The sequence below is a fragment of the Paenibacillus terrisolis genome (assembly GCF_056171975.1).
Genome location: NZ_JBKFGG010000004.1, coordinates 105,274 through 119,402, shown reverse-complemented (window position 1 = coordinate 119,402; position 14,129 = coordinate 105,274). Strand labels below are relative to the sequence as shown.

Here is a 14,129-nt window from a genome sequence, read left to right as displayed (position 1 = left end):
TTGTCAGGCTCCTTAAATCTTCAGTATGGGATATGAATCAGTGCGGCGGCCCCGATCAGTCCGGCATCCTGCAATAGCGCGGCAGGGACGATTGGCGTTTTGCGTCCCGAGGGATTCAGCGCATATTTGGATACGTAATCGGTAACCGCATCGAACAAAGGCGCGCCAACTTGAGACACGCCGCCGCCGATGACGAGAAGTTCCGGGTCAAACGTATTGATCAGCGTAACACAGCCGACACCGATGTACCGGAAAACCTTATCCACCAGTGCTTTGATTCCCTGATGCCCGTCAGCGGCAAGATCGAACGCTTCCTTCGAGGAAATCTCGCGGCCAAGCAGAGCGGAAGCTTGCCGGGCAATGGCGGTCCCGGAGGCGATATATTCCCAGCAGCCTTGTTGACCGCATACGCAGGTTCCGGCGGCAGGATCGATTACGATATGCCCAACGTCTCCGGCATTGCCGGAAGCTCCGGTGATCAGCTTGCCATGCGTATAAATACCGGCGCCGATGCCCGTGCTGACCGTAATAAACACGAAGTGCTCGGCCTCTTTAGCGGCACCTTGCCACTTTTCGGCCAAGGCGGCGGCAGTCGCGTCGTTTTCAAAAGAAATCGGCAGGCTGAAATGGCGCTTCAGCGCATCCACGACCGGGAAGTTCCACCACTCTGGCAGATTTGGCGGCTCCGCGATTTTTCCTTCCTTCGTGTTCAGCGGTCCGGGAGCACCAACTCCGATGCCCAGCAAATCGGATTCGCTTAAGCCGGCGTCATTCGTTAATTGCTTGACGGCTTCGGCCATGCGTTCCACCATGACTTCCGGGGTAACGGAGCGGTCGGTCGTCAGAGAGGTTTTAGCATGAACCTGTCCGTGCTCGTCGACCAAACCGATGGCCGTTTTGGTGCCGCCGATATCGATGCCAACTGCGTAACTCAAAATTCATTCCTCCTGTTGTCTAAACGACATCATTAACTTGACATACTTGACAAAATATAATTTTGTAAAGTAACATTTAGGCTAAGTTTAACATGTTTCGGGAGGGTTGAAAAGAATGGGCCGGAAAAAGAAAGTGTCAATGCAGGATATCGCCGACAAGCTGAATATCTCCAAAAATGCGGTGTCGCTGGCCCTGATGAACAAGAAAGGCGTCAGCGAGGAAATGCGCTCCCTCGTGCAGCAGACGGCCAAGGAGTTGAGTTATGGTCCTTATGCCGTGAAAGAGGTCGGAGCCGGCACGAATATTCTCGTTATTGTTCCCGAGCGGATCATGAGCTATCAGGATAACGATCATTTCCAGTTTTTTCACGATATGATTTGGGGATTGGAGAAAAGCGCGCGCAAGCAAGGGCTTAACGCCGTCATTACACCGCTTGACAGAGAGATGGAGGGAAGTCTCAAGCTTCCGGGTGTTTTTTCGGATATCCCTTACCGCGGGATCATGATGTTCGGAATCGTGGAGTATGACTATGCCCGCATGCTTTGGGAGATGGATACGCCGCTGGTCGTCATGGACTCCTATGATCGGGAGCTGCCTTGTGCGGCGGTAACGTCGGCCAACATCACGGGAGCCTATGAAGCGGTCGCTTACTTGATCCAGGCGGGGCACCGGGAAATCGGTTTTATCGGTCCGACCAACCTGTCGACCAGCCATGACGAACGGTGGCTCGGATACTGGAAAGCGATGCAGGATCACGGTTTAAAGCCAACCGGCGACTGGTGTTTGACGTTATCTGAAGGATATGAACATACGTCCCAAGAAATCGACGTATTTCTGAATGGATTAGTGAAACTGCCCACCGCTTTTTTTTGCGGAAATGACCGGATTGCTTACCTTCTGGCAGAGCTTCTGCATGAAAGAAACGTCCCCATTCCTGACAAGGTCTCGATTGCCGGCTTCGACGATTTGCAGTATGCGAGCCGGGCGGGGCTGGGCATGACAACGATGCGGGTGGATAAGGAGAAGATGTGCGATGCGGCGATCTCCTTGCTGCAATCGCAGTACGGAAGAGCCCGGGAGTTCGTTCATACGGAAATCCGGCCGACGTTGGTGGTCCGCGATTCGGTGAAATGGATGCCATAAGCGTAAAAAAAACGGCACGGCTTTCGAGCCGTGTCGTCTTTTTTGTGAATGGGCAAATGAAGATGCGATGGACGGTTGGATTATTTGTTCAGCGCGGCTTCGTAACGTTTTTCAACTTCGGACCAGTTGATCACGTTGAAGAAAGCGGCGATGTAATCCGGGCGTTTGTTTTGATATTTCAGATAGTAAGCATGTTCCCAAACGTCAAGGCCAAGCACAGGAGTTTTACCTTCCATCAACGGGGAGTCTTGGTTTGGCAGGCTGAATACGGACAATTTGCCGTTCGCGTCTACCGCCAGGAAGGCCCAACCGCTGCCGAAACGCGTCGTTGCGGCTTTCGAGAAATCTTCTTTGAATTTATCAAAGCCGCCCAGTTCGTTGTTGATGGCGTCGGCAAGCTTACCGGAAGGTTGGCCGCCGCCGCCCGGTCCGATTAATTCCCAGAACAGCGAGTGGTTGGCATGGCCGCCGCCGTTGTTGCGAACTGCGGTGCGGATGCCTTCGGGTACACTGTCCAGATCGGCGATCAGGTCTTCAACCGATTTGGATTGAAGTTCGGGAGCGGATTCCAATGCAGCGTTCAGATTGGTTACATACGTATTATGGTGGCGATCATGGTGAATCGTCATCGTCAATTCATCGATATGCGGTTCAAGAGCATTCGGAGCATAAGGCAAAGCTGGCAATTGATGTGCCATGGTAAATCATCCTCTCTAAAATAATTATTATGTAAAACTCGATTTCGTTTCCGACAACCTTATTATAGAACTCCATTTCCACTTAGTCAACATAAATGTATGTTAAGTATGTTAAATTGAAGTACATACATTGACAAACACTCGCCTGCTCCTCATAATGAGGGAGCAGAACAGGACTTTTTGAGCTTAGGGGTGATTTTTACGTGGGTATGGGTATCGTCCTTGTCGAAGCATGCGACAGCAATCTGATCAGCGCCTTGGAGCTGGAACAGCTGGAAGAGGAGTATCCCGAGATCGCGGTGCTTCGCTCCGACTGTCTTAATATATGCGGATTATGCAAAATCAAACCGTATGCGCTGGTAAACGGACATAGAGTCATTGGGAATACGATAGAAGAGTGTGTAGAGCGAATCAAGCTAAAGATCGAAGAAGAGCTTGAGGCGTACCAAGTATAATCGGCAACAGCAACGAGACAGCCTCTGGATTCAGAGGCTGTCTCGTTGTTTTACTTGCGGTTCCGGATGATATAAACGCAGGACTTGCCGTCCTTCGCGAGGCATTCGGTCCGCTCAACATCCGTATTCAAAAGGGATTTGAATAAATTGAGCTCGCAATCACAGGCATGATTATATTGATTGGCAATTTGCGAAATCGGGCAATTATGCTCTTTAAGCACGTAATCGCCTTCGCCGTTTTCCTCGATTTCGGTCATATAGCCATTGTCGTTCTGGATCTCCGCCAGACGCCGAACTTTATCGGGCAGCTCTTTTCCTTCCATTTCCGCTTCATATCTGCGATTTAACCGCTCTTTGCGGCGGTCGAACAATCGATTTACCATCTCTTCGCCGGATTCCTCGGCAAGTTCGTCCAGCAGATCCAGCGTAAGCGTATGATAATTTTTGGGGAACACGGTTTCTCCCAAATCGGTAAGTCCATATACGGCCGTAGGACGGCCCATGGTCTGACGATTCATTTTGGATTCGATCAGTCCGTCTCTTTCCATCGTTCCCAGATGCCGGCGAACGGCCATCTCGGTGATTTGCAACTCATTCGTGATGTCTTTGGCGCTAAGCGGCCCGAGCGTTTTCATCATATGAAGAATCCGTTCACGGGTAGAGAGCTCTTTATTTTGACTCATGCGGACACATCCTTCCAGGTGAAAATCACGGTTACAAAAATTGTAGAGAATATTCTATGCTTAGTCAATATTAAAGTATAGTAAGTATAATAACTATCTGCCATTTGAAGAAGATCAGTCAAAAATTATAGGATTGCCTAAAATTTGAGATATAGGTAAAATACTTTTGAACTTATCATTTATATGCTAAAGGTCGGGAGGAGACGGATTGAGATTCTGGGTTGCGGCGGCGGTGCTGGCATTATGTTTTTTTGTATTGGGATTAGGCATACACACGGAAACGATACAATCGATGGACCGGACTATCGGCGATTTCTTCTTTGGACTTCGAAGCGAGGGATTGAATCCGGTTATTAAAGGATTCTCGGAGCTCGGCACGACCAACGGGTTTATCGTGGCGTTTGTGATTGTTGCCGGGTGGATCCTCTTTCGGCTGCGCCGGGGGCGGGAAACGCTGTGGGTGACAATTGCTTTAGTCGGGGCCTGGCTTTTGAACAAGGCGCTGAAACTGCTGTATCACCGGGAACGCCCGGAGTTATGGAACAGCCTGGTGGAACCGGACGGCTACAGCTTTCCCAGCGGTAACGCGATGATCTCGGCGGCCTTTTACGGCCTGATTGCCGCCATGCTGCTTCGCTCCTCCAGAAGAGGGAATCAGGCGCTTGGATGGGCGGTTTTGGCACTGATCTTGCTGATCGGCGCAAGCCGATTGTATTTGGGGGTCCATTACGCAAGCGATATTGTCGGCGGATTTATGGCGGGCTCGGCTGTGGCGGTTTTGAGTTATTGGGGACTGAAAAAGCACATATCAAAAAAGGGATGACCCCGGGTGGGTCATCCCTTTTTCAATCTATTTCTATACAGTATGGCTTCAGTCCGTACAGTATGGCTAATTAGGCATTCATCGGTTTTGGTTGTTTTGGAGTCGGAATCGTTGTCGTTTTGTCCGCTTTGCCGCGGAATACTTTGCGCAGGTAAGGGAGAAGATAGTAATCAAGTCCGATTTTTCCGGCATTGGCGGCGGCAACGATGACCAGAACTTCAAGCAGCAGAAGTTGGGCGTTGGTGCTTACGGTTCCCGAGAAGAGGTAAGCGGCGTTCATCACCAGCCCCATCAAGGCGGCGAAGGTGGTGAATGTTCCAAGGATCAAACCGATACCTACAAGAAGTTCGCCGAAAGGAACCAAGACGTTGAAGAAGCTTACGTTCGGCAATGCCGCATGCTGCAGGAAGCTTGCCCACCAGGCTTGAACGGCGGGATGATCGCCCGTGCTATTCGCGATGGCGCCTTTCAGGAAGCCCGATGCGTCAAATCCTCCGGTTACCTTGTGCCAGCCTGCATCGATCCATTGGTAGCCAACGTAAATCCGGATTACGGTGAGGAGCCACATTGCCACTTTATTCGTTCTGAGGAAATTGTTAAACATGATTACCACTCCTTTGGTTTTAACTGCTTTTGTTTTTTTAGGATGATCACCTTTGATGTCTTTATTATAAGTGATATTTTTCACATGACATGTGATTTAAATCACAAATATAAAAAATTAAAATAATTAATTTTAATGCAGTTTTTGTGCTGCTAGTGTCCAAGGAGGTAAGCGATGAGACTTGAGAGTAGAGTTTCGGTAATTACGGGGGCGGGATCCGGCATGGGAGCGGCGATGGCCGTTTTGTTCGCCAAAGAAGGCGCCAAAGTCGTGGCGGCGGATATCCATGAGGACCAAGTCAACGAGGTAGTGGCTTTTATTCAAAAGTCCGGCGGGGAAGCCATCGGCGTGAAAATCGACGTGGCCAAGGAAAGGGATGTCCAATCGTTGATCGACAAAGCGGTGCAGACTTACGGCTCGCTGGATATTTTGGTCAATAACGCGGGTATTATGGACAACTTTGTTCCGGTGGCGGAGCTGACGAATGAACAATGGGAACGTGTCCTTGGCGTCAATCTGACCGGACCGTTTTACGCTTCCCGTGCGGCGCTGCCCGTGATGCTGAAGCAGGGGCGCGGCGTGATCGTCAACAACTCGTCGGTGGGCGGAATGTTCGGCGCAAGAGGAGGCGCCGCTTATGTGGCCTCCAAGCACGCTTTGATCGGGCTTACGAAAAATATCGCCGCTGTGTACGGCACGCAAGGAATCCGCGCCAATACGATCGCGCCGGGAGGCGTCAAAACCGGCATCAACGCGACGATCCGAGCCGAATCCGCTGGGGCTTGAAGCTATCGGCAGGGCAGGCACGCCTCCCATGGGAGAGGCGGAAGAGATCGCTTACGCCGCTTTGTTTCTGGCGTCGGGCGAATCCAGCTTCGTAAACGGCGCAGTGCTTACAGCCGATGGCGGCTGGACGGCGCACTAACCGGAGCCGCTACCCCATCGGAAAGCCTTAAAAAAGAAACCCCAGACCACGATGAGTTGGCCCGGGGTTTCTTTTTACTCCTTTTCCTCATCCTTGTCTTCGTCTTTACCGGAGATTTCCGCTTCGGCATTGTCCATCAGACTGCCGACGATATCGTCAAGTTTTTCGGTGGCGTAATGATCATTGCCGGGAACCGGAATAGGATCAACTCCGGCACCCCGTCCGGTGCTTTTATCCATCTTTTTTTCTCCTTTTTCGGTTTGTATTATGCTTGTCCTAGTGACTCGCTTTAATGTGGCTGTTCGGCGTTACTTTGTGGGATAACAATTCGGAGACGGTCACAAAGGAATAACCCCGCTTTTTCAATTCCGGCAAAATAATGCTGAGCGCCCGTGCGGTTTGCGAACTGTTGTAGACGAAGTCATGCATAAGAACGATGTCTCCGTTGCGGGTGTTTTTCAGTACCTTTTGAACGATCCGGTTTACGCCTGGAGAAGTCCAGTCTTTTGTATCCTGATGCCAAGACCAGAGAACCATCTGCATCTGATGATCCTTGGAGAGCTGGATGATGCGATCGTTATACACGCCGCCCGGAGGACGAAACAAGGCCGCTTTTCTGCCGGTGGCTTCAAAGATGGCTTGCTGGGTTTGATCCATTTCATCCCGAACGACACTTGGAGACAAGTTGTGAAAAGAGGGATGGTGATACGAATGGTTGCCGACTTCGTGCCCCTTTGACAGTTCCAGTCTGACGATTTCAGGATTGGTTTTCACCCGGTCGCCGATGACGAAAAAAGTCGCTTGAGCCTGGTTTTCCTCGAGAATTTTCAAAATCTCCAAAGTTTGCTTTTCATCAGGGCCGTCGTCAAACGTAAACGCAATGTACTTTTCCTGCGTCGGTACCTCCCAAACGATATCCCCGCGTTCCTCGTAATAGCTGCGTTCCTTCATATGGGAGACGGGAATCGCCTCTGCGTGGTCCGGAACCAGTGCGGCAGCCATGGTTAGGATCAGCGCCATGCCAATTTTCGATTTCAACATCGTTGGTAAGCTCCTCCATGATTTGAGACTTGAACAGTATTTGTTTATTTTGGCTTTCGTTTTTTCATTTTATCCGATGTAAAAAAAGACTCCCAAAACTTATTGGGGGTCTTCTTCGTTTCCGTTATTTTCAAAATAGGTTCCGTCAGCCAGTCCGTCGACAAACTGCTGCAGCCATTCGTAGTACCTCACCGCATGCCTAAGCTTGTGAAGATCCTCCAGGCAAAGCTGGCGTTCTTCTTCCGAGGTGCCAATCTCCAGGATCGTCTCCGACAACATGGGCAGGACTTCGTCCACCGCTCCCCGCATGACGTCGATCTCACGCTGGAGCTTTGTGGCGAAAAACGCCTGGAAGGCCTTAAAGAAATCGGTCTCCGCAGCATAGAGATCCTTGCGTTCTTCTTTTTCATCAAGCTTCTTCACCATTTTGGAATCGACGAGGGCGCGAACGGCATAGCTCATATTGCTTTTGCTCATGTTCATGCTTTGCTGCATTTCCTCGAGCGTCATCGGACGATCTTCAAAAAACATGATTCCGTACAGCTGCCCGTACGAATAATTGACGCCATACAGGTCCATGGTCTGGGCAATTGCATCGATGACCTTAACCCGAAGCTCCTCTCGAAAGTTTAACGGGTCCCTCATTTTCCCCGAAGTCGCCTTTTTCACATCTATCTTCCTCCTAATATCCATTGATCCCAATTCATCAAAATTTACACAAAATTAATGGTCAGTTCATGTGGAGATAACCCTTTCTCTCAAAAATGAACGTACAATATTTATTGAACAGACAAGTTGAATAGCTTGGATTTACTGTTATTATAGCAAATAATAAAAAAATATTGAACGCAATAAAAAGGAGGACACATGAAACGATCTCGCTGGGCCGATGACGCGAAAGCGCTGCTGTTCACTCTGCCGGCCATGATTCCGTTATCGGTATTCTGGTTTTTTCCGTTGGCTTATGTCATCTACCTCAGCTTTATGGAATGGGATTTCATGAGCCCTGACAAGCTTTTTGTCGGATTGCAAAACTATCGCGATTTGTTCGCCGATCCGGCCTTTTATCAATCGCTGCGCGTTTCCATTTTGTTTTGCCTGGGAAGCGTGCTGCCGATCGTCATTCTCGGGATGGCACTCGCGCTGCTCATGAACCGGAAGGTTAAGGGCGGCGCTTGGTACCGGACGCTGATGTTTTCTCCGTGGGTGACTCCGACGGTCGCGGTATCCATCGTGTGGTCATGGATTTTCGAGCCGGAGGTTGGACTTGCCAACTCCTTGCTTCGGGCCATCGGGCTTGGCGGTGTCCGCTGGCTGGAGGATTCGACCTGGGCACTGGTGGCGATCTTGCTCGTTACGATCTGGAAATACGCCGGATGGGCCATGATTTTTTACCTGGTCGCCTTGCAAAACGTGCCCGCCGATCTGCTCGAAGCGGCCGAACTCGACGGTGCAAACCGTTGGCGTAAATTTATGAAGGTCACGCTGCCGCTGATTTCGCCGACAACCTTTTTCTTGATCGTGGTTCAATTGATCCAGGCGCTGCAGGCTTATGACCAGATTAATGTGCTGACCCAGGGAGGACCCGCCGGTTCGACGCGAACTCTTCTGTACCTCTATTATCAATCCGCTTTCGAGGCGTTTCAGATCGGAGAGGCTTCGTCCGTGGCCATTACGCTGATCATCGGCTGTGTTGTTCTATCATTGATGTCGTTTTGGGTCGGACGCCGCACAGTCCATTACTCCTAAGGAAAAGGAAAGGGGAGCAATCCGTTTATGTCAGGTACAAAAAAGGCCGGCGCTCTGCTGAGGCATCTGCTGCTTGCCATCGCTTCTCTGCTGATGGCGTTTCCCTTCTACTGGATGGCAACCAGCGCACTGAAAAGCAACGACGAGATCTGGAAGTTTCCGCCGACTTTATGGCCGGAGTCCCCGAAATGGGGCCAATTTGCCGAAGCTTGGGTGGCGGCTCCGTTTGAGAGATACATGCTGAACAGCATCTTTGTCGCTTCTAGTATCGTCGTTTTGCAGATCATCAACTCCGGGATGATGGCGTATGCGATAACCCACATGAAATTTCGGCTCAAGGGCTTTTTTACCGCGCTTGTGCTGGTCGGCTATATGATTCCGAGCACGGCGGTTTATCTTCCCGGCTACATAACACTGGGCAAGTTCGGACTTCTCGACTCTTATGCCGGACTGATCTTATCCAACTGCGTAAGCGTGTTTTCGATCTTCCTGATCCGCCAGGCATTTCTGCAGGTTTCGCATGAACTGATCGAAGCCGGGCAAATGGACGGCGCATCGCATTTTCGGATTTTGTGGACCATTTTGCTTCCGCTCACACGGTCTTCTTTCGCCGTGCTTGGGCTGATTACCTTCATTGAACAGTATAACAACTATTTCTGGCCGATGCTTATCACCAAGAGTCAAAATTTACAGCTCGTATCGGCGGGATTACGCAGCTTTTTCGTGGAAGGGGGTGCTTACGGTCTGAAGTGGCCGCTCATTATGGCTGCCAGCGCCTTCACGATCGCTCCGCTGCTGGTGCTGTTCGTGCTGACGCAAAAAACGGTCATGCAAAGCGTCAATTTAACCGCAGGTGCAAGTAAAGGTTGATTTTTAAAAAGGTTGATCATTTAAATCAAAAGTGGAGGGAAAAACCATGAAAAAATTGAGGAATTCGTTTGTAAGTTTGCTTCTCGTATGCACGTTTTTGCTGATCTCGGCATGCGGCAACAATGCTGGCGGCGCTGCCGGAAATAATGCGGATCAAGCTTCCGCCGAAGGAAGCGCTTCTACTAATACCAGCGCGAATGCCGGTGCTAACACAACTAAGCCGGCGGAACCGGTAACGATTGAGTTTTGGTACGGGCTTGGCGGTAAGCTGGGCGACAACATGAAGACGCTGATCGATAAGTTCAACGCTTCCCAGCAAGAGGTCATCGTTAAACCGGTTGTGCAAGCCGATTACACGGAAACCGAGCAAAAGCTGCAAGCCGCCATCGCGTCCGGTACCGTTCCCGCCGCTGTGCTCTCATCGAACGTTGAATGGGCTCGCAAAGGATACTACGCTCCCCTGGATGAGCTTCTTGCCGGAGTTCCGGATTTCAACGCGGACGACGTCGTTCAAACCTTCCTTCAGCAGGGCAAAGTTGACGGCAAACAGTACTTCCTGCCGATGTACGGCACGACGCAGGTCATGTACTACCGCAAGGACGCGCTTGAGAAAGCGGGCATCAAACCGGAAGATCTGACCACTTGGGAAGCCCTCGGTAAAGCTGCGGAAAAAATGACAGTCAAAGCAGGCGGCAATACGACGTTCTACGGCTGGGAGCCGATGTGGGGAGCCGACAACATGATCGACGCCGTTTACGGCAAAGGCGGCAAAATCCTGAGCGACGACGGCAAAACCGTTACGATCGACTCGAAAGAATGGGTCGACACCTGGGATATGTTCCGCAAATGGATTTTTGAAGACAAAACGATGCGCATTCACTCGGGTGGACAAGGCTGGGAGTATTGGTACAAAACGATTGACGATGTGATGAAAGGTCAAGCTGCCGGATACACCGGATCGAGCGGCGACCAAGGCGATTTGGACTTTAACGTTGTAGCCGCCATGGAACAGCCGGGCTGGGAAGGCGTTGGCGAAGGCAAACCGGTAGCGCAAGCTATTATGGCAGGGATTCCGGCCAAAGCAAGCCCTGAACAGCAGCAAGCGGCCGTCAAGTGGTTCACCTTCTTTATGAACTCGGAAAATACGGCGTTCTGGTCGATGAATACGGGTTACATTGCCGTTCGTCAATCTGCTTTGGATAACCCTGACTTTGTAGCGTACAGTGAAATAAATCCGCAAGCAACGATTCCGCTTAAACAGGCTACGCATGCTTCGGAGCCGTTCCAGGATCCAACCGGCGGCAAAATCACCGACGCGCTCAAGATCGCTGCCGACAAAGTGCAAATCAGCAACGTTCCGGCGGCTGAAGCGCTGAAGGAAGCGAAGGAAACCGCACAGCGCGCGCTGGATGCCATGAAGTAAAGGTGCCTTCCATGCCGCAGTTTATAATGTCCTCCGGACGCAGCTATGAAATTCGGGCGGTTTTATTCGACAAAGACGGTACGCTGATTGATTTTATTTATACTTGGGGACGCTGGGGCGAGCTGCTGCTCGCCCGCTTCTCTGAGGAACTCGTTAAGCGCAAGCTGTCCCCCCTCGATGACAACCTTTTGATCGATTGGGGCATCCGGTTTGCCACCGACGGGACCATTACCGGTTATAACTGTAACGGCCCGCTTTCCATGGGAACCGTTGGCGAGCTGCTGACCTTGCTTGCTTGGGAAGGCTACAGCCGCGGGTTGTCCTGGGCGGAAGCCAAGCTGCTGGCGGAGAAATGCCGCTATAAAGCGGATGCGGCGGTGGAGGAGTCGAAGCTGGTGCGTTTGCTCCCCCATGCTCTTTCATTCCTTGAGCAATGCCTTGCAAGCGGAATCGCTTTGGGAATGGTCACTTCCGACGAAACGGAGGCGGCCGAAAAGCAGTTGGAGTGGCTTGGTATCCGCTCTTATTTCTCCGTCTGCGTCGGCGCTGATCAAGTGGGACGGGGCAAACCGTTCCCGGATATGGTCGAGCTCGCCTGCGGAACGCTTTCGGTTGAGCCGTCGCAAACCGCAGTCATCGGCGATACCAATGGGGATATGATTATGGCCAAGTCCGCCGGTGCCGCGGTGGCGATTGGTATCGACCCGCAGAAAGGGCTCGAAGAAGCGATGCTGTCCAAAGCGGATTATGTCATCGCGTCTTACAAAGAGTTGGGCGTTCGAACAAGCCCGTAATGGAAGGTGGAAGAGGGATGGGTTGGTTATTCTTGGCTCTGGCGATTGTGCTGGAGTTTTCCGGCACGGTGTCGATGAAGCTGTCGGATAGCTTTACCCGGTTAGTCCCTTCCGTGCTGATGTTTGTTTGCTACGGAGCCAGCTTCACGTTTCTCAATTACTCGCTGGGATACATGAAGGTCAGCACCGTTTATGCGGTATGGTCGGGAATCGGCATCATTTTGATTTCACTCGCGGGAGTCCTTGTATTTGAAGAAAAATTAACGCTGGCTTCAATGGCCTGGATCGCCGTGATCGTGGTCGGCGTGATCGGTTTGAATATGAGCAGCAAGGGGGGCTAGAGGAACGATGGTATTTGATGGACAAAGGAAGGACCCGGGACAGAAACCGTTGTTTTCCTTCCAGGTCATTACGGATACCCACGTAACCGTTGATTCGGAGCATACGCATAACATAAACCTCGACCGGGCTTTAATGGATATTGCCGCCATGGCGACGGGAAGTGCCGGAATTATGCATGTCGGCGATGTGACCGACCATGGTTTTCCCGGAGAGTACGAGCAGTGGAGAATCCTATGGGACAAGCATAAGGACAAACTGCCGGAGATCCGATTCACGACAGGCAATCACGACGTGGCCCTGGGCAACTGGGAAGACCGCTTGGGAAATTTCCTGAATGCCACGGGAATGCCGGGAGCGTACCATGACCACTGGATATCGGGTTATCATTTTATTTTCTTGGGAACTGAAAAAGGGCTGCGGATTTTCTGTTCGCTTTCGAAGAAGCAGCTTGATTGGCTGGATGCCAAGCTTGGAGAACAAAGCTCACCGGATCACCCTGTCTTCGTATTCCTGCATCAGCCGCTCAAAAATACGACGGCAGGTTCGTACGAAGCGCAGGAATGGTACGGCGTGACCGAGGATGAAGAGCTGAGAGCCGTGCTTGCCAAACATCCGCAGGCGATTTTGTTTACCGGCCACACCCATTGGGAGATGGAAGCGCCGAATAATTATTTTGGCAGCGAGGGCAGGTTACCGGCCATGTTTAATGCCGCTTCGGTCGCTTATTTGTGGACCGATGCCGATGAACATAAGGACGGAAGCCAAGGATATTACGTTGAAATTTACGAAGACCGCGTTGAGGTCAAGGGGCGAGACTTCGCCCGGGGCGAATGGGTCGACTCGGCCAGGTACCGGGTGGAATATCCGCGGAAGTGATTTGGGCAGCATCTAGAAGTACAAAGGGACAACCTGGAGGCCATTTTTAATGGCGGCGGGTTGTCCCTTTCCATATGTTAAACCTTAGGGGTGGGCCTCACAATTTTCTCAACTGAGCCAGAATTTCATGCGGCTCTTGACGTTTCATAAAATCGGGTTGGACATACGCCGAACGGATAATGCCGCTTTCGTCGATCATGAAGGTGGAAGGAATGGGAAGAATCCAGCGGTCGGTTGCGTTGTACTCCGCCAGATCAATACCGAGCAGGTTTTGAGTCAGATCCCGTATGTACTCCGGCACGTCAAACAGAATATTGTATTTGGCTGCAACCAAGCCGTTCGTATCGCTGAGCACTTGGAAGCTCAAGCTTTCTTTTTCCTTCTGGGACAGCGTGTTGTCGGGGCTTTGCGGACTGATGGCGATCAGTTGGCCGCCAAGCGCCTGGATCTCCGGCAAAATCTTCTCATAGGCCCGCATCTGCATATTGCAGTAAGGACACCAGCCCCCGCGGTAAAAAGTTAAGACCACCGGGCCTTTGGCGAGCTCATCATATAAATTGACGGGTTCCCCTAACGGATTGACCAGGTTAAAATCCTTCGCTTTGTCTCCTTCCCGTAAACCATAGGCGATGCCCGATTCTTGCTGCTCCCGGATCATCCGAAACATTTCGCCGTGAACCTCAGCCGGCGTGTTGGCGATGAATTGTTGTTTCTCCGCTTCCATAACTTCGTTTAAAGACATGAAAATCTCTCCTTTGCGCTCTGTG

The 14,129-nt window shown here is 51.3% G+C and carries 17 protein-coding genes and 1 pseudogene; 10 read left to right on the top strand and 8 right to left on the bottom strand.

Going from position 1 to position 14,129, the window contains the following annotated elements:
* Positions 1–20 precede the first annotated feature (20 nt).
* Positions 21–935 (bottom strand): ROK family protein, encoded by a 915-nt coding sequence (locus ACI48K_RS04665; protein ID WP_475026332.1) that lies wholly within the window; start codon positions 933–935, stop codon positions 21–23.
* A 115-nt stretch (positions 936–1,050) separates the two neighbouring features.
* Between ACI48K_RS04665 and ACI48K_RS04660 the strand changes: the two genes are divergently transcribed.
* Positions 1,051–2,079 (top strand): LacI family DNA-binding transcriptional regulator, encoded by a 1,029-nt coding sequence (locus ACI48K_RS04660; RefSeq protein WP_475026331.1) that lies wholly within the window; start codon positions 1,051–1,053, stop codon positions 2,077–2,079.
* Positions 2,080–2,159: 80 nt separating this feature from the next.
* Here the strand turns inward: ACI48K_RS04660 and ACI48K_RS04655 are convergent, their stop codons facing one another.
* Positions 2,160–2,777 carry a superoxide dismutase gene (locus ACI48K_RS04655; protein ID WP_475026330.1) on the bottom strand — a complete coding sequence of 206 codons (618 nt, stop codon included), beginning with the start codon at positions 2,775–2,777 and terminating at the stop codon, positions 2,160–2,162.
* 209 nt (positions 2,778–2,986) lie between these two features.
* On the opposite strand from ACI48K_RS04655, the gene ACI48K_RS04650 reads away from it, so the two are divergent.
* Positions 2,987–3,232, top strand: coding sequence for a YuzB family protein (locus ACI48K_RS04650; RefSeq protein WP_475026374.1), 246 nt, complete (start codon positions 2,987–2,989; stop codon positions 3,230–3,232).
* A 50-nt stretch (positions 3,233–3,282) separates the two neighbouring features.
* Here the strand turns inward: ACI48K_RS04650 and ACI48K_RS04645 are convergent, their stop codons facing one another.
* The gene (locus tag ACI48K_RS04645) at positions 3,283–3,915 is read right to left on the bottom strand and encodes a helix-turn-helix transcriptional regulator (RefSeq protein ID WP_475026329.1); all 633 of its coding nucleotides are present in this window, start codon (positions 3,913–3,915) and stop codon (positions 3,283–3,285) included.
* A gap of 208 nt (positions 3,916–4,123) precedes the next feature.
* On the opposite strand from ACI48K_RS04645, the gene ACI48K_RS04640 reads away from it, so the two are divergent.
* The gene (locus tag ACI48K_RS04640; RefSeq protein ID WP_475026327.1) at positions 4,124–4,738 is read left to right on the top strand and encodes a phosphatase PAP2 family protein; all 615 of its coding nucleotides are present in this window, start codon (positions 4,124–4,126) and stop codon (positions 4,736–4,738) included.
* A gap of 70 nt (positions 4,739–4,808) precedes the next feature.
* On the opposite strand, the gene ACI48K_RS04635 is transcribed toward ACI48K_RS04640, so the two are convergent.
* Positions 4,809–5,342, bottom strand: a complete 534-nt coding sequence (locus ACI48K_RS04635; RefSeq protein ID WP_475026325.1) for a DoxX family protein — start codon at positions 5,340–5,342, stop codon at positions 4,809–4,811.
* Between the two features lie 174 nt (positions 5,343–5,516).
* On the opposite strand from ACI48K_RS04635, the pseudogene ACI48K_RS04630 reads away from it, so the two are divergent.
* A pseudogene (locus ACI48K_RS04630) lies at positions 5,517–6,267 on the top strand (glucose 1-dehydrogenase).
* A 74-nt stretch (positions 6,268–6,341) separates the two neighbouring features.
* Here the strand turns inward: ACI48K_RS04630 and ACI48K_RS04625 are convergent.
* From ACI48K_RS04625 to ACI48K_RS04615, 3 genes are all read right to left on the bottom strand, one after another.
* A complete protein-coding gene (locus ACI48K_RS04625; RefSeq protein WP_475026324.1) occupies positions 6,342–6,506 on the bottom strand; it encodes a hypothetical protein in 165 nt (54 codons plus the stop codon).
* 37 nt (positions 6,507–6,543) lie between these two features.
* Complete coding sequence (locus ACI48K_RS04620; RefSeq protein ID WP_475026322.1) at positions 6,544–7,308, bottom strand: polysaccharide deacetylase family protein; 765 nt, start codon at positions 7,306–7,308, stop codon at positions 6,544–6,546.
* Between the two features lie 99 nt (positions 7,309–7,407).
* Positions 7,408–7,953: a GbsR/MarR family transcriptional regulator gene (locus ACI48K_RS04615; RefSeq protein ID WP_475026373.1), complete on the bottom strand. Its 546-nt coding sequence runs from the start codon at positions 7,951–7,953 to the stop codon at positions 7,408–7,410.
* 222 nt (positions 7,954–8,175) lie between these two features.
* On the opposite strand from ACI48K_RS04615, the gene ACI48K_RS04610 reads away from it, so the two are divergent.
* Genes ACI48K_RS04610 through ACI48K_RS04585 form a run of 6 tightly spaced genes read left to right on the top strand, consistent with a single transcriptional unit; the run spans position 8,176 to position 13,362 of the window.
* Entirely contained in the window at positions 8,176–9,057 is an 882-nt protein-coding gene (locus ACI48K_RS04610) for a carbohydrate ABC transporter permease (RefSeq protein ID WP_475026321.1), read from the top strand.
* 27 nt (positions 9,058–9,084) lie between these two features.
* Complete coding sequence (locus ACI48K_RS04605) at positions 9,085–9,927, top strand: carbohydrate ABC transporter permease (RefSeq protein WP_475026320.1); 843 nt, start codon at positions 9,085–9,087, stop codon at positions 9,925–9,927.
* A gap of 46 nt (positions 9,928–9,973) precedes the next feature.
* Entirely contained in the window at positions 9,974–11,350 is a 1,377-nt protein-coding gene (locus ACI48K_RS04600; protein WP_475026319.1) for an ABC transporter substrate-binding protein, read from the top strand.
* Positions 11,351–11,361: 11 nt separating this feature from the next.
* On the top strand, positions 11,362–12,144 hold the full coding sequence (locus tag ACI48K_RS04595; RefSeq protein WP_475026317.1) for an HAD family hydrolase: 783 nt from the start codon (positions 11,362–11,364) through the stop codon (positions 12,142–12,144).
* Between the two features lie 17 nt (positions 12,145–12,161).
* The gene (locus ACI48K_RS04590; RefSeq protein ID WP_475026316.1) at positions 12,162–12,485 is read left to right on the top strand and encodes a DMT family transporter; all 324 of its coding nucleotides are present in this window, start codon (positions 12,162–12,164) and stop codon (positions 12,483–12,485) included.
* A gap of 7 nt (positions 12,486–12,492) precedes the next feature.
* Positions 12,493–13,362, top strand: coding sequence for a metallophosphoesterase family protein (locus tag ACI48K_RS04585; protein ID WP_475026315.1), 870 nt, complete (start codon positions 12,493–12,495; stop codon positions 13,360–13,362).
* 97 nt (positions 13,363–13,459) lie between these two features.
* Here ACI48K_RS04585 and ACI48K_RS04580 read toward each other — a convergent pair whose 3' ends face one another.
* Complete coding sequence (locus ACI48K_RS04580) at positions 13,460–14,104, bottom strand: peroxiredoxin-like family protein (RefSeq protein WP_475026314.1); 645 nt, start codon at positions 14,102–14,104, stop codon at positions 13,460–13,462.
* Positions 14,105–14,129: the final 25 nt, after the last annotated feature.